The following is a 25,089-nucleotide window of genomic DNA, read 5'->3' as shown; positions in this document are numbered from 1 at the left end:
CGCTATTGGTCCGATGCCGGTTCGCCGAAAGAGATGCCGATGTCCCGGGCGGTCTGAAGGGTGTCGCTCTCCAGGGGGACCGTTCGAATAGCACCCACAACATCTTCCAGAAGAACCGCGTCGATGTTGGGCGGGTTAAGGGCCACCATGCGGCCGAACTGTTTTGCCTCCACCAGCCGGACGGCGGCCGCGCCGAACCGCAGGGCCAGCAGCCGGTCAAAGGTGGTGGGGGAGCCCCCCCGCTGAAGATGGCCCAGCACCAGGGACCGGGTGTCCTTGCCGGTTTTTTTGTTGATGGCCTCGGCCACGACATTGCCGATGCCGCCCAGCAGCACGTCCTGGCGGCCTTTTTCGCCATCGCCCCGGTGCACGATCTCCCCGCCCAGGGGTTTGGCCCCCTCGGCCGCCACCACGATGGCATACCGGGTGCCCTGAAGCTCATCATTCATGATCTGTTCACACACCACGTCGATGTCAAACGGGATCTCCGGAATTAAAATGGCTCTGGCCCCGCCGGAAACGCCACTGTTTAAGGCAATCCACCCGGCATGGCGGCCCATGACCTCCACCACCATGACCCGGTCGTGGGACTTGGCCGTGGAGTGCAGCCGGTCAATGGCCTCTGTGGCGATACTCACCGCCGTGTCAAAACCAAAGGTGGCCACCGTGCCGACCATGTCATTGTCAATGGTCTTGGGCACGCCGATCACGGGAATGCCTTTTTTGAAAAAATCATGGGCGATTTTCAGGCTGCCGTCCCCGCCCACGGCGATGAGGCAGTCAAACCCCAGCCGCTGAAAATTGCGCACCACCCGGTCGGACACGTCGCGAATTTCCACCTCACCGGCGCCGTTTTCAAAGGGCATCTCAAAGGGGTTGCCCTTGTTGGTGGTACCCAGGATGGTGCCGCCCACACTGGAAATGTTTCTCACCTTGTCCGGCGTCAGTTGAATGATATCGTCTGTGTCCAGCAGGCCGTGGTAGCCCTGGCGAATGCCATACACCTCCCAGTTGCGGTACCAGGCCGACATCACCACCGCCTCAATCACCGCGTTCAGTCCCGGCGCGTCCCCGCCGCCGGTGTTGATGGCAATGCGCATTCTGTTTCCCATGGCGTTTCCTTTCCCTGCCCGAAAAGTTGGCAGCACATCAAAATGGCTATTTTTCCAAAATACCAGAAAAACCTGAACAATCAAAAGGTTTTAAATCTCCTTTCAAAACCGGCGGGCTGTCTGTATACTGACAAACAAAAATCCTTGATCAACAGGAAACCGGCCGACCCTTGAAATCGATAGTCAAAAAATCCGGATGGATCGCGGCATGCCTTCTGCTGCCGGTGGTTGCCGCCGGCGGCGGCGTGACAGAGACAGCACCTGCCGGCAGTTCCGGTGGAACAGACGCCGCTGCCTGGCTGGTGGTCTATGTGGTGATGGCCCTGGGGTTCTCTTTTCTCTGCTCCGTGGCCGAGGCGGTGCTGCTGAGCATCACCCCCTCCTACATAGAGGGGCTGAAAGACAGGCAGCCAGTTCTGGCGGCCCGGTTAAAACGTCTGAAACAGGACAACGTTGACCGGTCCCTTTCGGCCATCCTGACCCTCAACACCATTGCCCATACCGTAGGCGCCATCGGCGCCGGCGCCCAGGCGACCATTCTGTTCGGCAGCACATGGTTCGGCCTCTTTTCAGCCGCCATGACCCTGGCAATCCTTTTTCTCTCCGAGATTGTGCCCAAAACCATCGGCGCCGTCTACTGGACAAAACTGACAGGCCCCACCGCGCTGTTCGTCAAGACCCTTATTACGATCCTGTACCCCATCGTATGGCTCTCGGAAAAAATGACAAAATTTATCGCCCATGGAAAAGCCCTGCCGGTTTTTAACAAGGACGAACTGATCGCCATGGCCCGGGCCGGGGCCGCGGCCGGCCAGATTCGCGGCAAGGAGTCCAAAATCATTCAGAACCTGTTCCGGTTCGAATCCCTGAAGGTCACCGATATCATGACCCCCCGCTCCGTGATCTCGGCCCTTTCCGAAACCATGACGATCAATGACGCATTGCAGCAGATTACCCGAACGCCCTTCTCCCGCCTGCCCCTCTACAGAAGCCACATTGACGACATCACCGGTTTTGTGCTCAAGGACGACGTGCTGATCTTTGCCGCTCAAAAACGGAGCAGTGAGCGGCTCAAGGCCCTGAAACGTAAAATCGTGGTTGTTCCGGAGTCTTTGTCCCTGGCCGCTTTGCTGGAACGCCTGCTCAAGGAGCGGCAGCACATCGCCATTGTTGTCAATGAACACGGCGGCACAGACGGTCTGGTGACCCTGGAAGACCTGATCGAGACCCTCATGGGCATGGAGATCGTGGATGAAACCGACGACGTGGTGGACATGCGGGCACTGGCCCGCAGCCGCTGGGTAAAACGCGCCAAGGCCATGGGACTTGACGCTGACTTAAAGGACCAGACCTGACCCTGAACATTTCGGGCCAACCGCCCCTGTTGATCCGCCCCGGTCATCCCGCCTTAAAAAACACGCCTTTGCGGATTTTGTTGCACTGTTTGCAAAAAGCGCTACAATAGCTCTCCGCCGCTCCCGCGTGAGTCGGTTTTTATTCATCATGCGTTTCTGCTGCCGGAGGCATATGAACCACTTTGTCGCAACCATCCTGCTGCTTTGCTGCAGCAACGTGTTCATGACATTCGCGTGGTATGGACACCTGAAAAACCTTTCCCACAAACCATGGATCATCGCGGCCATGATCAGCTGGGGCATCGCCCTGTTCGAGTACATGCTCCAGGTGCCGGCCAACCGCATCGGCCATGCCTCCATGTCCGTGGGCCAGCTCAAGATCCTCCAGGAGGTGATCACCCTGACGGTGTTTGTGCCCTTTTCCCTGCTTTACCTGAAGGAAAAACTCTCCATGGATTACCTGTGGGCCGGACTCTGCCTGATGGGGGCCGTGTTTTTTCTTTTCAAGGGAAAGCTGCCCGGCCCCTGACCTGAGTCTTTAATAATATCTGTTAAAGATGAACTATCGTTCAGGGTCACGGGGATTTCGATGTCGATACCGATACCGATACCGATACCGATTTCGATTTGAATTCGGATAAACAAAAGTGATCCGGGATAAAATGCTAACCCGAGGATACTCTCATGCAACTGCTTGTTAAAGTCATCATCAGCCTGGCCGTCATTCTGATTGCCACGGGTGTGGGCAAAAAACTCCCCTCAATGGCCGGCCTGATCGGTGTGATGCCCCTTACCGGCGCACTGGTCCTGGTCTGGATTTACCTTGAGAACCAGGGAGACCCGGCCGTCATGCAACCCTTTACCCGGGGCGCGATCTTCGGCATGATCCCAACGGTGCTTTTTTTCCTCACCGCCCTGGTCTGCTTCAAAAACCAGTTCTCCCTGCCGGCCACCCTGGCCGCCGGATTTGGTGTCTGGCTGATCGCGGCCCTGGTCCACCAGTGGATACTTTCGTAAAATAATCCAAATCGGGATCGGGATCGGGATCGAAAATGTTCAATTCCGACCACGCTTCGGATTGTAAAGCAAAAAACTGTATTTATCTCTTTGGTGGGTGGCACGGGCAAAGGCCGAAAGCCTTGCCCGTGAGATCCGGCACCCCCGTCATTGCGAGGAGCGAAAGCGACGAAGCAATCTCATTCGCACCTGTTCAAGATTGCTTCGCTGCGCTCGCAATGACACAAATTGAGCTCAAGATTGCTTCGCTGCGCTCGCAATGACACGTCGATCGACAAAATTTTTACAACCCACCAGAACCGACAATAAGAGCTGACAGCCATGGCAGCGGAAAAATTCATACTGTCCATTGACCACGAGAACCATGCAAACGCCCCTTCAAAACCCTTGCTTTTCTCCCGGCCTGTGATTATTACTGAAAGCAGGACGAAAGCCGGGAGAGACACACCATGAGCAGTATTTTAATCGCCCTGGGACTGACCCTGTTTGCCGGCATGGCCACCGGCATCGGCAGCGCCATTGCCTTTTTTGCAAAAAAGCAGAACTACCGGTTTCTCTCTGTTGCCACCGGTTTTTCCGCCGGGGTGATGCTCTATGTCGCCTTTGTGGAAATTCTGGCCAAAGGCGCAACGGCCCTGGCCCGGGCTTACGGGGAGATTCCAGGGGCCTGGATCAACGCGGCCGCCTTTTTCGGCGGCATCCTACTGATCGGCGTCATCGACAACCTGATTCCTTCGGCGGAAAATCCCCACGAGGTGCCGTCAGAAACGCAAATGGCCGACTTTCGGGACGCCTGCACCCTGTCCGATACCGGCGCGGCCGACTGCGATGACGCCGGCCGCAAGGCAAAACTGTTGCGCATGGGGCTGTTTACCGCCCTGGCCATCGGCATTCATAACTTTCCCGAAGGGCTGGCCACCTTTCTGGCGGCCCTTTCCGATCCGGCCCTGGGCGTGGCCATTGCCTTGGCCATTGCCCTGCACAACATTCCCGAAGGCATCAGCGTGTCGGTGCCGATTTTTTACGCCACCGGCAATAAAACCAAGGCTTTTGCCTGGTCTCTGGTCAGCGGCATGGCCGAGCCCGTGGGCGCCCTGCTCGGCTATCTGGGCCTGCTCTTTTTTTTCGGCAACCCGGCGGGTGGAATGCCGCCTCAGATTATGGGCATTCTCTTTGCCGGGGTGGCCGGCATCATGGTTTACATCAGCGTGGACGAACTGCTGCCCACCAGCCGGGCCTATGGCCGGGGCCACGACTCCATTCTCGGAATGGTGGCCGGCATGGCGGTAATGGCCGCCAGCCTGCTGATGATGAAATAGCAAAACCGTATAATTTCAAACTGTGGAATTTGACATACCCATGGACATACCTTTTTTAAATGACGTGGAAATCATCTTCGGCCTGGCGGTGGTGGTCCTGCTGATCTGCCACAAACTGCGGGTGCCCACGGTGGTGGGTTTTCTGGTCACCGGTGTGGTGGTGGGGCCCCATGCCCTGGGGCTGGTCAAGGCGGTCCACGAGGTGGAAATGATCGCCGAAGTGGGCGTGGTGCTGCTGCTCTTTACCATCGGCCTGGAGTTCTCCCTGGAGCGATTGTTGCGGATCAAGCGGGCCGTGCTGGGCGGCGGTTCCCTGCAGGTGGCCGTCACCTCCGCGATAACGGCGATTGTCGCCATGCAGTTCGGACTTACCGCCGGCCAGGCAATATTCGCCGGTTTCCTGGTGGCCTTAAGCAGCACGGCCATCGTGCTCAAGCTGCTTCAGCAGGGGGCCCAGATCGACAGCCCCCACGGCCTCATGTCCCTGGGCATTCTCATCTTCCAGGATATCATCATCGTTCCCATGATCCTGCTGGTGCCCATTCTGGCCGGCACGGCCGGCAACCTCACCACATCCCTGCTGGTGCTGCTGGCCAAGGGCGGCATCATTATCGTGCTGGTGATCGTCAGCGCCCGGTGGATCGTTCCCCAGCTGCTTTACCTGATCGCCCGCACCCGCAACACCGAGGTGTTTCTGCTCTCCGTAATCGTCATCTGCCTGGGCATTGCCTGGCTCACGGCCACGGCAGGGCTTTCCCTGGCCCTGGGCGCTTTTCTGGCCGGGCTGATCATCTCCGAGTCCGAATACAGCCACCAGGCCCTGGGCAACCTGCTGCCCTTTCGGGACGTGTTTACCACCTTCTTTTTTGTGTCCATCGGCATGCTGCTGGACCTGGGATTTCTGATAGAACAGCCCGGCCGGGTGCTGCTGATCACCCTGGCGGTGCTGGTCGCAAAGACCCTGATCGCCGGGGGCGTGACCGTGGTCCTGGGGTTTCCTTTTCGTACCGGCATCCTGGCCGGCCTGGCCCTGGGCCAGATCGGGGAATTTTCCTTTATTCTCTCCCGGTCCGGCGTCGAATACGGCCTGATGAACGAGGCTGCCTACCAGCTCTTTCTGGCCGTGTCCGTGCTCACCATGGCGGCCACTCCCTTTATCATCATGGCAGCCCCCCGGCTGGCCGACATGGTCCTTCGGCTGCCCCTTCCCGGCCGCCTGGTCACCGGTTTTGCCCCCCTGGGCCATACCGACGCGCCGGTAAAACAGAAGGACCACCTGGTAATCATCGGGTTCGGCATCAACGGCCGCAACCTGGCCAAGGCGGCCCGAACAGCCGGCATTCCCTATATCATCATTGAAACCAACCCGGAAACGGTGCGCACGGCCAAGGCCGACGGCGAGCCCATCTTTTACGGCGACGCCACCCACCAGGCCGTGCTGGAACATGCCGGCATTCACCAGGCCCGCATTGCCGTGGTGGCCATCAACGACCCCACCGCCACCCGGCGCATCACTGATGCCATAAGACGGCTCAACACCGGCATCTGCCTGATTGTCCGTTCCCGCTATATCCAGGAGATGAAGCACCTTTACGAACTGGGGGCCGACGAGGTGATTCCCGAAGAGTTTGAAACCTCGGTGGAGATCTTTACCCGGGTGCTGACCAAGTACCTGGTACCCAGGGAGGATATTGAGCGGCTGGTGTCGGCCATCCGGGCCGACGGGTATGAAATGTTCCGCCAGATCTCCAAGACATCGATCTCCGTGTCGGATCTTCGGCTCAACCTGCACGACGTAAAAATCCAGTCCCTCCGACTCAAGGCCGACTCGCCGTTGGTGAGCATGTCCATCGGCCAGGCCGACCTGCGCCGCTGTTTTAGCGTCTCCATTGTCGCCATTTCAAAAAATGGCCAGATTCTGGCCAACCCCGGCGCTGACACGGTGTTGCAGGAGAACGACGTGCTCTTTGTACTGGGCAACCCCGATAATATTGCGCAACTCAAGGGCATGATGGTCTACGCCTGTCCCCTGGGGGACCGGCCAAAACCGGGGGCCACCTCATGAATACCGGCACCCGTCCCCGCGACCCTTTTTTCTCCCGGGTGCCCCTGGCTGTCATCAAACTGTTTCTGTTTCTCTTTTTCCGGCCCGCCTTTGCCTTTGCCACGGACCGCTCTCCGGCATGGAACATTGCCTGGCTGCGGCTGCGGGACAAAAAACACCCGTCTCCCCGTCAGGTAAAAGGATGCTTGCTGAAAGAGATCTCCGCCGGCGATGGCGTGGCCTGCACGATGATCACACCCAATCGGTTGACGCACAAAGACCGTCTGATCTTCTACCTTCACGGCGGGGCCTACGTCTGCGGGCCCAACCGGTTTCACTGGCCCATGCTGGCCGAACTGGCCCGGGATACCGGCATAACCGTTGCCGTGGTCCGTTACGGCCTGGCCCCGGAACACCCCTTTCCCGGGTCCATCAATGATGCCATGACAGCGTATCGTTATTTTCAAAACCGGTACGCCGACATCTGCCTTCTGGGCGATTCGGCCGGCGGAGGCCTTGCCCTGGCAACGGCCCTGAAGATAAAAGACGAAAACCTGCCCCCGCCCTCCCGGCTGGTGCTGCTTTCGCCCTGGCTGGACATCACTCTTTCCAACCCAAAAATCGCGGCTGTAAAGAACGACCCCTTTCTGGCCACCGGGGCACTGATTCCCATCAGCTCCGCCTATGCCGCCGGTCATGACCCCACAGATCCGCTGCTCTCCCCTATTCACGGCGATTTTGACGGGCTGCCGCCGACCCTGCTGCTTTGCGGCACCGCCGAAATCCTTGCGCCTGACTGCCGGGAACTCAAGAAAAAAGCCGAGGCCGCCGGAGTGAAAATCTTTTATGAAGAGTGGCCGGACATGTTTCATGTCTGGATGGCGGCCCCTTTTATTCCCCAGGCCGCCGAAGCCCGGAAGACCATGGCCCGGTTCATTGAGGCGACCGACTTGGCCGCTGCCGGAGCAGCGACATGAACATCTTTGTGCTGGACCGGAACGTGAAAAAATGCGCCCGGTACCACTGCGACCAGCATGTGGTCAAGATGATCCTGGAAAGCGCCCAGATGCTCTGCACCAGCCTGAGCAAGCGCGGATATAAAACCCCCTACCGGCCCACCCACCACAACCACCCCTGTGTTTTGTGGGTGGACGCATCCTTTGATAATTTTCTGTGGTTAAAATCCATGGCCCTGGAACTTAACAACGAATTCCGCTTCCGGTTTGAAAAAGAAAAGGACCATGCCTCGGCCCTGGTGATCCACGCGCTGGAGGGAATGACCTACCGTCGCCGGGGCCTGACCCCCTTTGTCCAGGCCATGCCCGAAACCTACCGGTTTGCCAACAACCCGGTGCGGGCCTACCGGGCCTTTTACAACGGCGAAAAATCCCGCTTTGCCCGGTGGACCAAACGGCCCGAGCCGCCCTGGTTCCAAAGGCCGGCCCATCCGCCGGGCTAACACCCGCAACCGTACTCCTGCTCGTGCTCGTGCTCGTCCCCGCACTGCCCATCAAAATCGCTGTCGGGATCGAAATCGAAGACCCACGGTCAAACAGGCAAGCGCCTTCTTCTTGACATCAAGGCGTTCCCGCCGCTATAGTTGCGGCATGGCGTATGAAAGGGGAAACACCGATTACAGGGGAGGGGGATATGCATCCTTCCTGTCCCAAAAACCTGAGGACTCCAGAATGACTGACAAACGAGCAGGTATTTCATTTTTACCTTTTTTATTGTGCATTGGTCTTTGTATGGGAATCGCGCATGCCGGTGATGTCCAAATGGGTGAGGTGACGACCGAGGTCAAGCTGAGAAGATCTCCGGGATTGAACGGACAATGGATGGAGACCCTGGCAGCCGGTCAAAAAGTTATCATAACGCAGGAAACAAACGACTGGTACCAGGTTGTTTACGAAAAAGAGAGGTATGGATACAAAGGATGGGCGTACAAAAAGTATGTAAAAATTACTGAAAATGCAGCGCCCGAAACGGCATTCCCATTGGAACGCTCAATCGCCACAGGGCCAACGCCAGGGGTAGCGGCCAAAAGCGCTCTGGAAGCAGAAGAAGAAGACCCGCTTGTTCAACAATCCCTTCAGGAAATTTTATCAGTTGTTAAGACACTGCAAACGGACACGAAAACGTCGGCAGAACCGGCCATAAACAGTGCGGACAGCATTGGCCGGTATAGCGGGCTGAGTGTTTTAATTGGGTCTGTGGCGGTACTGATATCTGTTGTACTTTCCTGTCTTGTCCTGTTGTATGCCCGCCGAAGAATAAAGATGGAAAAAGAGATCGTCAATACGGCCGGGCAGGTTGAGGCCCTTCGACACACTATTGAAAATATTTATAAAAATCCGGATGATGCCAAAGAAAAAAGAGAGCACACACGCGTACCCGGGCTCGTGCGTGTGGAGTTTGTTCTTGCAAATCAGGCGTATTTGGGCGTTATCAAAGACATCAGTGTGGGGGGTGCGTTTATTGAAACCAAAAAGCGCTTTTCCGTTGGTCAAAACCTGGTAATGAATTATCCGTTTCAGGCCATACAGGGCTATATCAGAATGAATGCCGTCATTATCCGTACCGAACCGGATGGAATCGCCGTCCGATTCAAAGAGGCCGGTGTCAAACTGTTCAAGGAACGAAACAAAGAGGGGGAGGTCGTTTCCGCTACGGTTGCCGTTAACCGGGACGGGGTGGTTGAAAAACGGCGATTCGACAGCGAGGGAGAAGCCAAGACCTTTATCAGAAGCCTGAAATAAGGCGCCGTACTTTTCTTGGCGGCAAGAAAAGTACCAAAAGAATCACGCCGCAGGCGTGACTGCCCTCGCGCAAGCAGGTTTTCCGGCGCGGGCAGGAACTCGCCCACCTGCGGCGGTGCTCAAACAGCCTGCCCGCTTTTTCCGGAAAACCCACCCGCGCTCGGCTGCGCCGCAACGGGCGATAAAACCATCAATGGCGTCCGGTCCGCCTTTAAACCACCGACTTTTGATGGGTGCCACGGGCCAAGCGCCAGCTTGCCCGTGTTTCGTTCATGTCCGGCACCTCACGGGCAACCTTCGGTTCGCCCGTGGCACCCGGCAGTTTATCAAATGTAGCGGCGACCTTCAGGTCGCCATACGGCAGAGGACACTGACCACCGATCTTTCTATGGAAGCCTGAAGGCTTCCGCTACCTCATCGAAATCGCTATCGGGATCGGAACCGAAATCGAAGAGTGACGGACAAACAGGCAAGCCCCCTTCTTCTTGACATCAGGGCGTTGCCGTCGCTATAGTGCGGCCATGGCTTAAATAAGGGGAGACCGCCAAATACAAGGAGAGAGGGATGAGTATCATGCCACCCGAATATCCGGAGAATGATTTTCAGCTTACAGAATGAGTTATTGAATTATTTAAGGACGTCCCCGTTTTCCACATGAAAGGCACCGGCTCCGCCATGACCGACACACTCCACCTTTCTCAGCAGCCGGCTCCCGGCTCCCGCATGCTGCGGTTCCGGGGCGATACCGTGACCTTTGTGCTGGAGCTGTCTGAACCGGCCGAGGGTGGCGCATGGATCCGCACCGACATCGGCCACGGCGCCATGGTGCGGCGGGCCGTGATCGACGCGGTGGAAGCCGATATCCCCCCCCTTGGCAAAGAGTGGTTTGATGTTCCCATGACCAGGGAGACCGGCACCCGGTTTTCCATCACGCTGCCCCTGGCCGAGGTGGGCCATTTTGAGGCCAAGTGCTTTTTCATGGCCGCCGGGGAGACGATTCCGGTATGGCCGGAAGGCCCTGACACGGAGATCAACGTGGGGCCGGCCGACACCTGCTGTGCCAACATCATCTACAACGCCTTTGTGCGCCAGTTCGGCCCCAACAAGAGCGGGGCCGGGCAGCCGGACGCGCACGACGCGGCCTGCGTCGAACTGCTGGACAAAAAAGACTATACCGTGATTCCCAAATCCGGCACCTTCCGGGACCTGATCAGCCATCTGGATTTTATCACCGGCGTGCTGGGGTGCCGGGTGATTCACCTGCTGCCCATTCACCCCACGCCCACCACCTACGGCCGCATGGGCCGGTTCGGCAGCCCCTACGCGGCCTTGAGCTTTACCGGGGTGGACCCGGCTCTGGCCGTGTTTGACCCAAAGGCCACGCCCCTGGAGCAGTTCGCCGAACTGGTGGACGCCATACACGCCCGCCACGCGAAGCTGATCCTTGACATCGCGGTCAATCACACCGGATGGGCCGCCACCCTGCACGAGACCCACCCCGAATGGCTCAAGCGGGACCATGACGGCGAAATCCAGGTGCCCGGGGCCTGGGGCGTCACCTGGAGTGACCTGACCAGCCTGGACTATTCAAAAAAAGAGTTGTGGCAGTATGTGGCCGATCTGTTTCTGGCATGGTGCCGCCGGGGTGTGGACGGGTTCCGGTGCGACGCCGGATACATGATCCCGGTACCGGCCTGGACCTATATCATTGCCGCGGTGCGGGACCAGTACCCGGACACGATCTTTTTTTTAGAAGGACTGGGCGGCAAGATATCGGTGACCCGGGACCTGCTCAACCGGGCCGATTTCAACTGGGCCTACTCGGAGTTGTTCCAGAACTACGACCGGGCACAGATCGAACACTACCTGCCGGAAACCATCGACATCTCCCGGACCGACGGCCTGGCCGTTCACTTTGCCGAGACCCACGACAACAACCGCCTGGCGGCCCGGTCCTCCGTGTGGGCGAAAATGCGCACGGCCCTGTGCGCCCTGGCCTCGCACCACGGGGGTTTTGGTTTTGCCAACGGCGTGGAGTGGCTGGCCACGGTCAAAATCAATGTCCATGACGCCTGCTCCCTGAACTGGGGCAACCCGGAAAACCAGGCCGACCGTATCCGGCGGCTCAACCTTTTGCTGCGCACCCATCCGGCCTTTTTTGAAAAGGTGGAGATGCACCTGATCGGCCAGGGGCCGGGCAACCACCTGGTCCTGCTGCGCCGCCACGTGCCGTCGGGCAAGGCCCTGATAGTGGCGGCCAACCTGGACGACCGGCACCCCACACCCTGCGAATGGACCGCGCCACCGGACTTTACCGGCCCCGATTACATCGACCTTTTAACCCAAGCCCCTTTTGCGGTGGCCGTGGAAGGCTCCCGGCATACCTGCGAACTGGTGCCGGGGCAGGTGGTGTGCCTGACCACCGACGGCAACGACCTGCAACTGCTGCAGCAACCGGACGACCTCTCTTTTATTCCGTCGAGAATTCTGGACCAGCGGCTGCGGGCCAAGGTCCTGGATATCTTCTGCCATTACCACAACACGGTAAACGTGGCCGACCTTGACCTGGCCGGCCTGGGCCGGCAACTGGCCAAAGACCCGGCGGCCTGCTGCCGCCTTCTGAACCCGCAAAGCGATGAACCCCGGGTGGTGCGCTGGCAGTGGCCTGTTGACACCCGGCGGGAGGTCATGGTGCCGCCCGGCCATTTCCTGCTGGTTTCGGCCCCGGCCCCCTTTTGTGCCACGGTGTCGGAAACCGGGCCGGCCGGCCGAAAAACCGTTGGACGCGAAGAGAGCCTGCCGGCGGCGGACGGCACCTTTTTTGCCCTGTTTGCGCCGTGGCCGGAACCCGCGGCACCGGCCCGGCGGACGATCCACCTGGTGGTGTATGAAAAACAGGAAAACCGCCATGCCGAAGGGCACCTGCTTTTTCTGCGCGACACGCCTGATCCCGTGGTTTCAACAACTTTCACCCGCACCGACCTGGCCGGCGGCAACCACCTGCTGCTGTCCACCAACGGCCGGGGCGGTATGTGCCGGGCCCACGCGTGGTGGGGAAGGCTGGCCAGCAAATACGACGCCCTGCTGGGGGCCAACCTGAGTCCCGATTTTCCCGAAGACCGGCGCATCCTGTTTACCCGTTGCCGGGCCTGGGTCGTGTTCCAGGGCTACTCCCAGAAAATCTGCTTTGACTGCCTGGACACGTTTGCGTATCAGAACAACCGGGGGGTCTGGACTTTCAAGGTGCCCACCGGCCAGGGACAGAACATTGACCTGATGATCACCGTTGCCATGGTGCCGGGTGAAAACCGGACCGACATCACCTTTGACCGCCGGCCCGCCGGCGACCACCCGGAAAAGCTGGCCGACCCGTCACCGATTCGCCTGATCCTGCGGCCCGACATCGAGGACCGGAACTTTCACCAAACCACCAAGGCCTTTGCCGGGCCGGAGCATGCATGGCCGGCGGCCGTCACGGCCCTGGCCGACGGATTTGTCTTTGCCCCGGCCCCGGAACGGCGCCTGACCCTGACGGTTGCGGGCGGTACCTTTGTGCCCGAGCCCGAGTGGTACTACATGGTACACCGGCCCCTGGAGGCCGACCGGGGCATGGACCCGTCGTCTGACCTGTTCAGCCCGGGTTATATCTTTGTCCCTCTTGAGGGCGGACAAAGCGCCCACCTGACCGCATCCGCGGAAACAGCGGCCAAAGAGACGGCCGATACGCCTGCCTTGCCGGCCCATGAACCCGCCGCGTCCGGGGTTGCCGCGGAAACACTGGCGCGAACCGCCCTTGATGCCTACGTGGTGCACCGCACGCCTTTTCTGTCGGTTATCGCCGGGTATCCCTGGTTTCTGGACTGGGGCCGGGACTCGCTGATCTTTACCCGGGGGCTGATTGCCGCGGACATGATCCCTGAGGCCCTGGCCGTACTAAAGCAGTTCGGCCGGTTTGAAGAGCGCGGCACCCTGCCCAACATGATCGCCGGCGACAATGCCGGCAACCGGGACACGTCGGACGCGCCCCTGTGGTTTATCACGGCCTGCGCCGACCTGGTCCACCGCCATCCGGACAAAAACGTTCTGTCCGAACCCTGCGGGGACCGGACCCTGGCCGAGGTGCTGGTCTCCATCGGCGAGGCCTATGTCAGCGGCACCCCCAACGGCATTCGCGTGGATCCGGCCTCCGGCCTTGTTTACAGCCCGGCCCATTTTACCTGGATGGACACCGATTTTCCGGCCGCCACCCCCCGGCAGGGATACTGCATTGAAATTCAGGCCCTGTGGCACGCGGCCCTGGCCTTTCTGGCCGCCATCGACCCGTCGGGCCGCAACAACTGGAAAGACCTGGCAGGCCGGGTAAAAGAGGCCATCACTCAAAAGTTTGTGCTGCCTCAGGGGTATCTTGCCGACTGTCTTCACGCCCGGACCGGTGAACCCCCGGAAACCGCCGCGCCCGACGATGCCCTTCGGCCCAACCAGCTTTTTGCCATTACCCTGGGAGCGGTTTCGGACACGGCCCTTGCCGCCTCCATTCTGGATGCCTGCCAGGTGCTGCTGGTGCCCGGCGCCATTCGCAGCCTGACCGACGCGCCGGTGGCCCGGCCCCTGGAAGTTGTTCACCACGGAAGACGGCTCAACGATCCTTTTTACCCCTACCAGGGCCATTACACCGGCGACGAAGACACCCGCCGCAAGCCCGCCTACCACAACGGCACGGCCTGGACCTGGCCCTTTCCCGCCTACTGCGAGGCTTGGGCCATGGTGTACGGGCAGCCGGGAAAGAAAACAGCCCGGGCACTGATGAGCGGCAGCCTGGAACTGCTGCGCGCCGGATGCGTGGGCCACTTTCCGGAAATTGTCGACGGCGACTGGCCCCACACCCATCGGGGATGCGACGCCCAGGCCTGGGGGGCTTCCGAATGGCTGCGGGTATGGCGACTTTTACAGGCCTAGCAAGCTTGATGTTCCCGTAAAAAGGCTATTTGGAATGGCAAAGTAAAAAGGTCAAGATCAAGGCGTCGCAAATCCCGAGGAATGAGGCGTACTTGTCGTACGTCGCAGTGACGAGGGGTGCAGCGCAACGCAGAGATTGGGCTTTTTACGAAGCCATCAGGCTTGAAAAAAATTTTTTCCGGTTGTAAGATGGGTTCTACAAAACGGGGGTTATGTCGCTTTGCAGGAGTTTGTTCCGGTTTTCCACGATCTGCCTGGCAAGGATATGTTCACTCTGTAAAATTTTTCATCACTCTGCTGTTCCTGACGCACCGCTGTTTTCGACTCCGGGAGGTCTTCAGAACTCCAGCTAACGGTTTTTTTACAATACGTTAAACAAACCATCACGCAGATGCCGAATAATACTGCGTATTGCGTTGGCACCGATTTTGCTTTCAATTATAGATTGAACCTGTCACCGGCTTTTGCCGGGAACAGTGCCGAATATCAACCCGTTTTACGGAGGAGCAAAATGAGCATGAAAAAGCAGTACCTCAAAGGTAAAAAAATGTGCAAGGTGACCTTTCGGGTGCCTGGAAAGGCATCCATGGGGGCAAAAACCGTCAACCTCGCCGGGGATTTTAACCACTGGAGCGTGACCGACTCCCCCATGAAGAAACTGAAAAACGGGGACTTCACATTGACGCTCAACCTGAAGACCGGCAAAGAGTACCAGTTTCGTTACCTGATGGACGAAAAAGTATGGGAAAATGACTGGGAAGCTGATAAATATGTGCGTAGTGAATACGGAAACTGTGAAAATTCCGTGGTTGTTGTGTAACCTTCTGTGGCGAGGACCCCGCTCATGAGTTTTCTTCAAACATTTCAAGTTTTTCCAAAAGTTCCCGAGCAGCTCAAATTTCTTGAGGTGCTGGTCAGAAACCTCTGGTGGTGCTGGAACCTGGAGGTCATTGACCTGTTCCGCCGCATCAATCCCAAGCTGTGGGAGGAGTCGGGCCGCAACCCCATTATTTTCTTCACCATGATTGATCAAAACCAGCTCGACAGGCTGGCCGAAGACACCAGCTTTCTGACCAACATGGCAGAGGTAAAAGAAAAGTTCACGCATGACGTAATGGCCCCCTCCGCCGACGCCGGTCCCCGGCCCAGGGGAGAAAAAGAGGTCATCGCCTATTTCTCCATGGAGTTCGGCATTCACGAAAGCCTGCCCCTGTTTGCCGGGGGCCTGGGCATCCTGGCCGGAGACCATCTGAAGGCCGCCTCGGACCTGGGGCTTCCCATTGCCGGCGTGGGGCTGTTCTACACCAACGGTTATTTCCACCAGTACCTGAACCACGACGGATGGCAGCAGGAGGAGTATCCGGCCACCAACCTTTACCACCTTCCGGTGGAACGGATCAAAGACGCCTCGGGCAACGAGCTGCGCGTTTCCTTTATGGGGCCGGACGGCATTATTCAGCTGTCTATCTGGAAAATCGCCGTGGGCCGTGTGTCCCTGTTTCTGCTGGACACCAACATCAAGGAGAACCCTCCGGCCATTCGGGAGATCAACTCCCGGCTTTACCGCGCCACGGGCAAGGCCCGCCTGGCCCAGGAGGTGATTCTCGGCATCGGCGGCATGCGGGCCTTGAAGGCCATGGGATACACGCCGGTGGTGTGCCACATGAACGAAGGCCACTGCTCCTTTTCCACTGTTGAACGGCTGGCCCAGATTCGGGCCCAGCACCAGGTGGACCTTAAAACCGCCATCGAGATCAACGCCCGCACCACCGTGTTTACCACCCACACGCCGGTGCCGGCGGGCCACGACGAATTTCCGCCGGACCTGGTGCGGCCCTACATGGTGCCCTATGAAACCGACCTCGGTGTTACCGCCGACGAACTGGTGCGATGGGGCCAGGTCGAGGGCACCGATCCCTACCGGCCCTTTTCCATGTTCGTGCTGGGGCTTCACCTGGCCCAGGACTTGAACGGCGTCAGCGAACTTCACGGCCAGGTGGCCCGGCGCATGTGGGCCCATGTATGGCCCCGGCTGCCCGAAGAGGAAACCCCCATTTCCCACATCACCAACGGGGTCCATATTCCGTCGTGGATATCCATTGAAAATGCCCTGCTCTACCAGCGATACCTGGGACGGGACTGGTCCATGAGCACATGGAACAGCGAACTGTCCGGCCGCATCGCCGATATTTACGATGAAGAGCTGTGGCGGGCCCACGAGATGAGCCGCACCCGCCTGATCCGGTCGTGCAGAAAATGGATGGTGCAGCAGTACGGCCGTCGCAACGCGCCCAAGTCGGTGATGAAAGAGGCCGAATCAGTATTAGACGACGGGGTGCTGACCATTGCCTTTGCCCGGCGGTTTGCCTCCTACAAGCGGGCCACCCTGCTGCTGCGGGACATGGACCGGTTTGAGGCCATATTGAAATCCGAGGAGTGCCCGGTGCAATTCATCTTTGCCGGCAAGGCCCACCCCAAGGATGACGAGGGCAAGCGGCTGATCCAGCAGCTGGTCCATTTTGCCCGGCACCCGCTCTACCGCCACAAGATCCTGTTTCTGGAAAACTACGACATCAACATCGCCCGCCACCTTGTGCAGGGCGCCGACGTGTGGCTCAACACGCCGCGGCGGCCCATGGAGGCCTGCGGCACATCCGGCATGAAGGCCGCGGCCAACGGCGTGCTCAACGTCAGCATTCTGGACGGCTGGTGGTGCGAGGGCTACACCCCGGACGTGGGCTGGGCCATCGGTAACGGCGAGGAGTATGACGACCACAACTACCAGGACGCCGTGGAAAGCCAGGCCCTGTACAATGTTTTGGAAAACGACGTGATCCCCTGCTTCTACGACCGGGAAAGCGGCGGCGTGCCGGAACGGTGGCTGGCCATGATGAAGGCCTCCATGCACATGGCCCTGGAAGGGTTTTGCGCCCATAAAATGGTAAACCGGTACGACACCCGGTTTTACACCCCGGGCATGGAGCGGTACTACGAACTCACGGAAAACGGGGCCGCCAGGGCGCGGCAGCTCAACGAGGTACACGACCGGCTGCGCAACAACTGGCACACCATTGCCATTGAAACACCGGAACGGCAGACCGCCGGGCCCTTCCGCATCGGCCAGTCCCTGGTCATCTCCGTGGTGGTCCACCTGGGCACACTGACCCCGGAAGAGGCGGATGTTGAGCTTTACTACGGCCCACTTCGGGACGTGGACGCGGTCACCGGTGGAAAAACCCAGGCCATGGCCGTAAAAGAGGACCTGGGCGGAGGGACCTTTCGCTATGAATGCGCCCTGACCTGCCGAAACGCCGGCCGGTTCGGGTTCACGGTCCGGGCCATGCCCCGTGCCGATAACTACATCAGATTTACGCCCGGGCTGATTACCTGGGCATAGCCCGAAGGTGTCATAAAAATTTACGATGGAACCAAACGGAGGAGCCTTTCCTGTTCTGATTCAGGACAATCATGTTAAAGGTCATTGCGAGGAGCGAAGCGACGAAGCAATCTTATGGCACACAGCTAAGACGGAGATGGCTGCGCCTGTGACTCACAATGCCGTTTTAAAATAAAAAACCTTCTTAATTTCGATACCGATACCGATATCGATAGCGATACCGATTTCAATAAAGGTACAGGTAACAACGCATGTCCCGCATTCGAAAAACACCCCGCGTGCTGATTGTAACGCCGGAGGTCACCTACCTGCCCGAGGGCATGGGCAACACCGCCAACTACCTGTCGGCCAAGGCCGGGGGGCTGGCCGATGTGTCGGCGGCCCTGGTGTCAGCCCTGTTTGAGCAGGGCGGCGATGTTCACGTGGCCCTGCCCGACTACCGCAGCCTCTTTTCCCACGAGGCCGACCCGGTTTTAAACAAAGAGTTTAAAACCATCAAAAAGAAGGTGCCCCAGGAGCGCATTCACCTGGCCGAAGACCGGGCCTTTTTCTACATGAACGCGGTCTACTCCAACTACTCCTGGGAAAACATCAAGATCTCCCTGGCCTTTCAGCGGGAGGTGATCAACAACATCGTGCCCAAGGTCCAGCCCGACCTGATTCACTGCAACGACTGGATGACCGGCCTGATTCCGGCCATGGCCCGTGAGCTGGAGATTCCCTGCCTGTTTACCCTGCACAACATCTACACCGTAAAAAAACCCCTGGCCGACATTGAAGACCGGGGCATTGACGCCGCCTCTTTCTGGCGCCATCTTTTTTTCACGCGGCCACCCCAGAACTATGAAGAGACCCGGGAGACCAACCCCGTGGATTTTCTGGTGTCCGGCGTGTTTGCGTCCCATTTTGTCAACACCGTAAGCCCCACCTTTTTAAAAGAGGTGGTAGAAGGCCATCACCCCTTTGTGGAAGAACCGTTGCGGCAGGAACTGACCAGCAAGTGGGAGGCCGAATGCGCCGTGGGCATCTTAAACAGTCCGGATCCCTCCTTTCATCCCACCGAGGACCCTTACCTGGCTGTTCCCTACGGCCCCAAGACCGTGATGGAGGGAAAGGCGGCCAACAAAAAGCATCTTCAACAATTGCTGGGGCTGGTCGAAAACCCCAATGCCCCCCTTTTCTTCTGGCCTTCCCGGCTGGACAGAATTCAGAAGGGGAGCCAGCTCATGGGCCACATTCTCTATGACGTGGTCTCCCGTTACTGGCACATGCCCCTGCAGGTCGTGTTCGTGGCCAGCGGGGAGTTTCAGCCGCACCTCAAGCAGATCGTGTGGGATTTCAACCTGGGCGACCGGGTGGCGGTGTGCGACTTTGACGAACGGCTCTCCCATATAGCTTACGGAGCGTCGGATTTTGTCCTCATGCCGTCGGCCTTTGAGCCCTGCGGCCTGCCCCAGATGATCGGCGCCCTGTACGGTTCGCTGCCGGTGGCCCGTGACACGGGTGGTATTCACGACACCATCACCCATCTGGACATCAGCCGCGACACCGGCAACGGCATTCTGTTTGAGACCTTTGATCCCCAGGGGCTCTCCTGGGCCATGGACCGGGCTGTTGACTTTTTCAACCTGCCTCCTGAAACAAAGGAAGCGCAGATTGCCCGGATCATGAAAGAGAGCCTGGCCGCGTTCAACCATTCAGTCACGGCCAGACACTATATCGACCTTTACGAACGAATGCTTCACCGGCCCTTTATAAACCCCGAATTCTAACACGGCGTCACCGGAACTCTGCCCATGGATCCCACAACACCGGCCTTCGACAAAACACAGACCGACACAGTGACCGCTCTTGTAAAGCGGCTGCTGGAAAGGGACGCGCTGCTGACGCCCTATGCCCCGGTTCTCGAACGGCGGCTGAGCCGCGTGCTGAATCTTGAAAAAACCCTGGCCGGTCCCCAGGGCCGGCTGGCCGACATCGCCGCGGAATATGACTATTTCGGGCTGCACCGGGAGCAGGACGGCTGGGTGTTCCGGGAGTGGGCCCCCAATGCCACGGCCATTTTTCTTATCGGCGAGACCAACGGCTGGCAGCCCTCAAAGGATTTTGCCCTGGCCCGCATTCAGGACAACGGCATATGGGAACTGCGGCTGCCCGGCAACACCCTTTCCCACGGGCAGCTTTTCCGGCTCCTTGTCCAGTGGGAAGGCGGCCAGGGAGACCGCATTCCCTCTTATGCCCGCCGGGTGGTCCAGGATCCCCACACCCTGATCTTCAACGCCCAGGTGTGGGAAGCGCCGGCCTATGAATGGCGCCACGAACCACCGGATCTCAGTTCCCAGCCGGCACTGATCTATGAAGCCCACGTGGGCATGGCCCAGCAGGAGGGCCAGGTGGGCACCTTTGCCGCGTTTACCGAAAAGGTGCTGCCCCGGATCATCGACTCGGGCTACAACACGTTGCAGCTCATGGCCATTCAGGAGCACCCCTATTACGGCTCCTTTGGCTACCATGTCTCAAACTTTTTCGCGGTCTCGTCCCGTTTTGGTACGCCTGAAGACCTCAAGCAACTGGTGGACACGGCCCACGGCGCCGGCCTGCGGGTGATCATGGACATCGTCCACTCCCACGCGGTCTCCAACGAGGTGGAGGGGCTGAGCCGGTTTGACGGCACCCTGCACCAGTATTTTCACGACGGCCCCCGGGGGCTTCACACGGCCTGGGACTCCCGCTGCTTTGATTACGGCAAGGAGCCGGTGCTGCGGTTCCTGCTGTCCAATTGCCGCTTCTGGCTGGAGGAATACCGGTTTGACGGGTTCCGGTTTGACGGCATCACCAGCATGCTCTACCTGGACCATGGGCTGGAAAAAGCCTTTACCGGGTATGACGACTATTTTAACCACAACGTGGACGAGGAGGCCCTGACCTACCTGACCCTGGCCAACCGGGTCATCCACCAGGTCCGGCCCGACGCGATCACCATTGCCGAAGACATCAGCGGCATGCCGGGGCTGGCCACGCCCATTGGGGCCGGGGGCATCGGTTTTGATTTTCGCCTGGCCATGGGGGTACCGGACTACTGGGTCCGGCTGGTCAAGGAATACGCCGACGAGGCCTGGCCCATGGGCCACCTGTGGCACGAACTCAACAACCGGCGCTATGACGAAAAATCGATCAGTTATGCCGAGTCCCACGACCAGGCCCTGGTGGGGGACCAGACCCTCATGTTCCGCATGGCCGGGGCCGCCATGTACCATCACATGTGCGTGGATGATCCCGACACCACTGTGGACCGGGCCATGGCCCTTCACAAGATGATGCGGTTTATCACCCTGACCACGGCCGGCCACGGCTACCAGAGCTTTATGGGCAACGAGTTCGGCCATCCCGAATGGATCGATTTTCCCCGGCCGGGAAACGCCTGGTCCTATCACTACGCCCGGCGCCAGTGGCACCTGGCCGATGACCCCGGCCTGAAATACCACTTCTTACAGGCCTTTGACCGGGAGATGGTTGCCCTGGTCAGGCGCTTTTCCGTGCTCGACGCCCCCTGGCCCTACCTGCTCTACGAACACAACGACGACAAGATTCTCGCCTTTTCCCGGGCCGGGCTGGTGTTTGTGTTCAACTTTCACCCCACCCGGTCCTACACCGACTATGCCATTCACGCGCCCGCCGGCAAATACATCATGATTCTAAACAGCGATGACGCGGCCTTTGGCGGCCACCACCGCCTGGCACCGGACCAGGAACACCTCACCCTTCCCATGCCCAACACCAAAACGGCCCACCGGCTCTTTCTCTACCTTCCCACCCGCACCGCCCTGGTGCTGAAAGCGGATAAGGCGTAAGCACCCACGGGCAAGCTTCGCTTGGCCCGTGCCACCCATTGAAGATCAGCCTGCCTTTGACCGAAAACAGCATTCGCGCGAGGGCAGCCAAAGGCCAAGCTGCATCCGCCGTCGCCAGAGGTTATGGCGAGACATGGGGCCGTGGGCACTGCCCGATTGTGATGACATAAACAGAAGCGGGCCATTCGCCGATGGCGAATGGCCCGTCCTGTTCTATCGTTAAGCCGCTGGGGCTAGGCTTTTTCCAGAACCACGGCGCACACCTTGTACTCCGGAATCTTGGACACCGGGTCCAGGGCCGCGTGGGTCAGTTCGTTTACCGCGGATTCGGCAAAATGGAAGGGGATAAAGACCGTTCCGGCCACGCCCTTTTCCGATACCGCAGCTTTGGCCTTGATCTTTCCCCGGCGGGAGGCAATGGTCACCATGCTGCCGTCTTCAATGCCGTAGCGGCCCGCGTCTTCGGCGGAGATCTCCACAAAATTTTCCGGGGCCCGCTCGTTTAGCCCTTCGCTTTTCCGGGTCATGGTGCCGGTATGGTAATGATAAATGATCCGGCCCGTGGTCAGATACAACGGGTAGGCATCATCGGTCTGTTCGGCCGGCGGAATGTAGTCGATGGCGTGGAACTTGCCCTTGCCGATGGGAAACTGCACCGTGTGCAGCACCGGCGTACCCGGATGGTCCGGGGTCGGGCAGGGCCAGTGCAGGCCCACCCGGTCGATCCGCTCGTAGGTGATGCCGCCGTAAGACGGCGTCAGCTTCGCGATCTCTGCCATAATCTGTTCGGCGCTGTCATACCCCATGGGAAAGCCCATGGCCGTGGATATGGCCGCCGTGATCCGCCAGTCGTCCCGGGCCTGGCCCGGCGGCTCCACGGCTTTTCGCACCCGCTGGACCCGGCGTTCGGTGTTGGAAAAGGTCCCCTCTTTTTCCGCAAAGCAGGCCGAGGGCAGCACCACGTCGGCCAGTTGCGCGGTCTCGGTCATGAAGATATCCTGGACCACCATGAAATCCAGGGCCTCAAGCCCGTGTTTTACATGGTGCAGGTCCGGGTCGGACACCATGGGGTTTTCTCCCACGATATACAGGGCCTTGACCGTCCCTTCAATGGCCTTGGGAATCATCTCGGTGACGGTGTAGCCGGGCTTGTCCGGAATGCCGGTCACGCCCCAGGCCGCTTCCAGTTTTTTTCTGGCCTCTTCGCTGGTCACGGGCTGGTACCCGGTGAACACGTTGGGCAGGCCGCCCATGTCGCAGGCCCCCTGCACGTTGTTCTGGCCCCGCAGCGGGTTTACCCCGCCGCCCTCGATGCCCAGGTGGCCGCAGAGCATGGACAGGTTGGCCAGGGACTTGACGTTGTCCGTGCCGGTGGTGTGCTGGGTGATGCCCATGCAGTAGACGATGCTGGCGGCCCTGGCCTTTGCATACAGGCGGGCGATCTCCACGATATCGTCGGCGGCAATGCCGGTTATACTTTCCACAAACGCGGGGGTAAACTTTTCGACCATGGCTTTCAGGTCTTCAAACCCGGCGGTGCGCTTGGAGACAAACGCCTTGTCGTAGAGGTCTTCCTTGATGATCACATGCATCAGGCCGTTGATCCAGGCCACGTCCGTGCCCAGGTTCTGGCGGACCCACTTGCGGGCAAAATTGGTGAGCCTGATCTTGCGCGGGTCGATCACGACCAGTTTGGCGCCCCGCTTTTCCACGGCCCGCTTGATAAAGGTGGAAATCACCGGATGGTTTTCCGTGGTGTTGGTGCCCGTGGCCAGGATCACGTCGGCCGTTTCCAGGTCACCGATGGTGTTTGTCATTGCGCCACTTCCAAATGCTGCGGCCAGACCGGCCACGGTGGAGCTATGTCAGAGACGGGCGCAATGGTCTATGTTGTTGGTTTTCAGCGCCCCCCTTGCAAACTTGTGTACCGCGTAGTTGTCTTCATTGGTCACCCGGGCCGAGGTAAACACGCCGATGCTGTCCGGCCCGTGGGCATCCTTGAGGGCGGACAGGCGCTTTGCCACCAGGTCGATGGCCTCCTCCCAGGAGGCTTCGCGGAACTTGCCGTCTTCCTTGATCATGGGGGTGGTCAGCCGCTCCGGGGAACCGATAAAGGCAAACCCGAACCGGCCCTTGACGCAGAGGCTGCCGTGGTTGGGCGGCGCGTCCACGCCGGTCACCTTCACCACTTTGCCGTCTTTGACGTGCAGATTCATCTGGCAGCCGACACCGCAGTAGCTGCACGTGGTGCGGACCTTTTTCGTGTCCCAGGCACGGCCCTCAAACCGGGCGTCCTTTTCCACCAGGGCACCCACCGGGCAGGCCTGAACGCACTCGCCGCAGAACACGCACTCCGAATCCTTTAAGGGCTTATCGTCCCCGGCCACGATCTTGAGAATCCGGTCCTCGTCGTCCCGAAGGTAATCAATGGCCTTGTTCACCTGGACCTCGTTGCAGGCCTTTACGCACCGGCCGCACCGGATGCACCGGGAAAAATCACGGATGATAAAGGGGTTGGCCATCTCCATGGGGTAAGACACATCGTCACCCGCCGGCACGTCGCCGGTCACCTGGTAACGGTAGGCCAGGTCCTGAAGGCGGCAGTCGCCCCACGCCGGGCACAGGGCCTCGGCCTGGTCATCGGCCTGGACCGCCATCTGGAACCCGGTCCAGTCTTTGCACGCCGTGCCGCTCATGGCGCAGTTGTGGTTGCCCGACGCCAGCATCTCCCGAATCGTTTCCCGCCGGGAGGCCACGACCCTGGCCGACTCGGTGCGCACCACCATGTTGTGGGCCGCCTCTTCAGTGCAGGCGGTGACCAGGTCGTCGGCGCCGTGCACCTCCACCACGCACACCCGGCAGGTGCCCGTGGGCGTGGTGCCCTTCAGGTGGCACAGGGTGGGAATGTCAATGCCGTTACGCAGGGCCACATCCAGAATCGTTTCCCCGTCTTTAAACGACAGTTCATGTCCGTTGATGACAATGATGTTTTTCATGCTGCCTTTTATCTCCTTGGCTGGTCAAAAACGATCTTCTTCGGTCCGCCGACCGCATTCGAAAAGACAGACCGGTTAAAAACGCAAACTTTCTTTTACAATATATATTGAACCCATGTCAATTGCCGGGTGTGTTTTTACCGCTAATATTCCAACTGGTTGATTTTTTTGAAAAACTAGTGATTGCCAAAAAAAATCATGAAACAAATGGAGAGACAGACACTTCCCCATGACTACTGGGGTACCTGAGAGAGACAAATTGGCCGGGAGGTTCTTGACTTTT

15 protein-coding genes are annotated in these 25,089 nt (G+C 59.2%); 13 read left to right on the top strand and 2 right to left on the bottom strand.

Annotated elements, in window-relative coordinates:
• Positions 1–2 precede the first annotated feature (2 nt).
• Entirely contained in the window at positions 3–1,112 is a 1,110-nt protein-coding gene (locus DOLE_RS04430) for a 6-phosphofructokinase (protein WP_041280810.1), read from the bottom strand.
• Positions 1,113–1,282: 170 nt separating this feature from the next.
• Between DOLE_RS04430 and DOLE_RS04425 the strand changes: the two genes are divergently transcribed.
• The 13 genes from DOLE_RS04425 (at position 1,283) to DOLE_RS04365 (ending at position 21,810) form a co-directional block, all read left to right on the top strand.
• Complete coding sequence (locus DOLE_RS04425) at positions 1,283–2,467, top strand: hemolysin family protein (protein WP_012174287.1); 1,185 nt, start codon at positions 1,283–1,285, stop codon at positions 2,465–2,467.
• Positions 2,468–2,639: 172 nt separating this feature from the next.
• Positions 2,640–2,996 carry a DMT family protein gene (locus DOLE_RS04420; protein ID WP_012174286.1) on the top strand — a complete coding sequence of 119 codons (357 nt, stop codon included), beginning with the start codon at positions 2,640–2,642 and terminating at the stop codon, positions 2,994–2,996.
• Between the two features lie 155 nt (positions 2,997–3,151).
• Complete coding sequence (locus DOLE_RS04415) at positions 3,152–3,484, top strand: DUF3147 family protein (protein WP_012174285.1); 333 nt, start codon at positions 3,152–3,154, stop codon at positions 3,482–3,484.
• A gap of 449 nt (positions 3,485–3,933) precedes the next feature.
• The gene (gene zupT / locus DOLE_RS04410) at positions 3,934–4,803 is read left to right on the top strand and encodes a zinc transporter ZupT (protein WP_012174284.1); all 870 of its coding nucleotides are present in this window, start codon (positions 3,934–3,936) and stop codon (positions 4,801–4,803) included.
• A gap of 40 nt (positions 4,804–4,843) precedes the next feature.
• Positions 4,844–6,868, top strand: coding sequence for a cation:proton antiporter domain-containing protein (locus DOLE_RS04405; protein WP_012174283.1), 2,025 nt, complete (start codon positions 4,844–4,846; stop codon positions 6,866–6,868).
• Positions 6,865–7,824: an alpha/beta hydrolase gene (locus DOLE_RS04400; protein WP_012174282.1), complete on the top strand. Its 960-nt coding sequence runs from the start codon at positions 6,865–6,867 to the stop codon at positions 7,822–7,824. The genes DOLE_RS04405 and DOLE_RS04400 overlap by 4 nt, the downstream gene beginning before the upstream one ends.
• A complete protein-coding gene (locus DOLE_RS04395; RefSeq protein ID WP_012174281.1) occupies positions 7,821–8,306 on the top strand; it encodes a pyrimidine dimer DNA glycosylase/endonuclease V in 486 nt (161 codons plus the stop codon). The genes DOLE_RS04400 and DOLE_RS04395 overlap by 4 nt, the downstream gene beginning before the upstream one ends.
• A 229-nt stretch (positions 8,307–8,535) precedes the next feature.
• Positions 8,536–9,606 carry a PilZ domain-containing protein gene (locus tag DOLE_RS04390; protein WP_012174280.1) on the top strand — a complete coding sequence of 357 codons (1,071 nt, stop codon included), beginning with the start codon at positions 8,536–8,538 and terminating at the stop codon, positions 9,604–9,606.
• Between the two features lie 654 nt (positions 9,607–10,260).
• On the top strand, positions 10,261–14,562 hold the full coding sequence (locus tag DOLE_RS04385) for an amylo-alpha-1,6-glucosidase (protein ID WP_012174279.1): 4,302 nt from the start codon (positions 10,261–10,263) through the stop codon (positions 14,560–14,562).
• Positions 14,563–15,073: 511 nt separating this feature from the next.
• Positions 15,074–15,382 (top strand): isoamylase early set domain-containing protein, encoded by a 309-nt coding sequence (locus DOLE_RS04380; RefSeq protein WP_012174278.1) that lies wholly within the window; start codon positions 15,074–15,076, stop codon positions 15,380–15,382.
• A gap of 24 nt (positions 15,383–15,406) precedes the next feature.
• Positions 15,407–17,959 carry an alpha-glucan family phosphorylase gene (gene glgP, locus DOLE_RS04375; RefSeq protein ID WP_012174277.1) on the top strand — a complete coding sequence of 851 codons (2,553 nt, stop codon included), beginning with the start codon at positions 15,407–15,409 and terminating at the stop codon, positions 17,957–17,959.
• Between the two features lie 251 nt (positions 17,960–18,210).
• Complete coding sequence (locus tag DOLE_RS04370; protein ID WP_012174276.1) at positions 18,211–19,731, top strand: glycogen synthase; 1,521 nt, start codon at positions 18,211–18,213, stop codon at positions 19,729–19,731.
• Between the two features lie 24 nt (positions 19,732–19,755).
• A complete protein-coding gene (locus DOLE_RS04365) occupies positions 19,756–21,810 on the top strand; it encodes an alpha amylase C-terminal domain-containing protein (protein ID WP_012174275.1) in 2,055 nt (684 codons plus the stop codon).
• 233 nt (positions 21,811–22,043) lie between these two features.
• Here DOLE_RS04365 and fdhF read toward each other — a convergent pair whose 3' ends face one another.
• On the bottom strand, positions 22,044–24,806 hold the full coding sequence (gene fdhF, locus DOLE_RS17875) for a formate dehydrogenase subunit alpha (RefSeq protein WP_083766519.1): 2,763 nt from the start codon (positions 24,804–24,806) through the stop codon (positions 22,044–22,046).
• Between the last annotated feature and the right edge of the window lie 283 nt (positions 24,807–25,089).

The sequence above is a fragment of the Desulfosudis oleivorans Hxd3 genome (assembly GCF_000018405.1).
GTDB classification, from domain to species: Bacteria; Desulfobacterota; Desulfobacteria; order Desulfobacterales; family Desulfosudaceae; genus Desulfosudis; species Desulfosudis oleivorans.
The sequence above is the reverse complement of the archived record's forward strand: the minus strand, read 5'-3'. Positions and strand labels throughout refer to the sequence as shown.

Coding starts and splice junctions, on each gene's coding strand:
- DOLE_RS04430 (WP_041280810.1), bottom strand. CDS start 1,112: ATGGGAAACAGAATGCGCATTGCCATCAACACCGGCGGCGGGGACGCG.
- DOLE_RS04420 (WP_012174286.1), top strand. CDS start 2,640: ATGAACCACTTTGTCGCAACCATCCTGCTGCTTTGCTGCAGCAACGTG.
- DOLE_RS04415 (WP_012174285.1), top strand. CDS start 3,152: ATGCAACTGCTTGTTAAAGTCATCATCAGCCTGGCCGTCATTCTGATT.
- zupT (WP_012174284.1), top strand. CDS start 3,934: ATGAGCAGTATTTTAATCGCCCTGGGACTGACCCTGTTTGCCGGCATG.
- DOLE_RS04405 (WP_012174283.1), top strand. CDS start 4,844: ATGGACATACCTTTTTTAAATGACGTGGAAATCATCTTCGGCCTGGCG.
- DOLE_RS04400 (WP_012174282.1), top strand. CDS start 6,865: ATGAATACCGGCACCCGTCCCCGCGACCCTTTTTTCTCCCGGGTGCCC.
- DOLE_RS04395 (WP_012174281.1), top strand. CDS start 7,821: ATGAACATCTTTGTGCTGGACCGGAACGTGAAAAAATGCGCCCGGTAC.
- DOLE_RS04390 (WP_012174280.1), top strand. CDS start 8,536: ATGACTGACAAACGAGCAGGTATTTCATTTTTACCTTTTTTATTGTGC.
- DOLE_RS04385 (WP_012174279.1), top strand. CDS start 10,261: ATGAAAGGCACCGGCTCCGCCATGACCGACACACTCCACCTTTCTCAG.
- DOLE_RS04380 (WP_012174278.1), top strand. CDS start 15,074: ATGAGCATGAAAAAGCAGTACCTCAAAGGTAAAAAAATGTGCAAGGTG.
- glgP (WP_012174277.1), top strand. CDS start 15,407: ATGAGTTTTCTTCAAACATTTCAAGTTTTTCCAAAAGTTCCCGAGCAG.
- DOLE_RS04370 (WP_012174276.1), top strand. CDS start 18,211: ATGTCCCGCATTCGAAAAACACCCCGCGTGCTGATTGTAACGCCGGAG.
- DOLE_RS04365 (WP_012174275.1), top strand. CDS start 19,756: ATGGATCCCACAACACCGGCCTTCGACAAAACACAGACCGACACAGTG.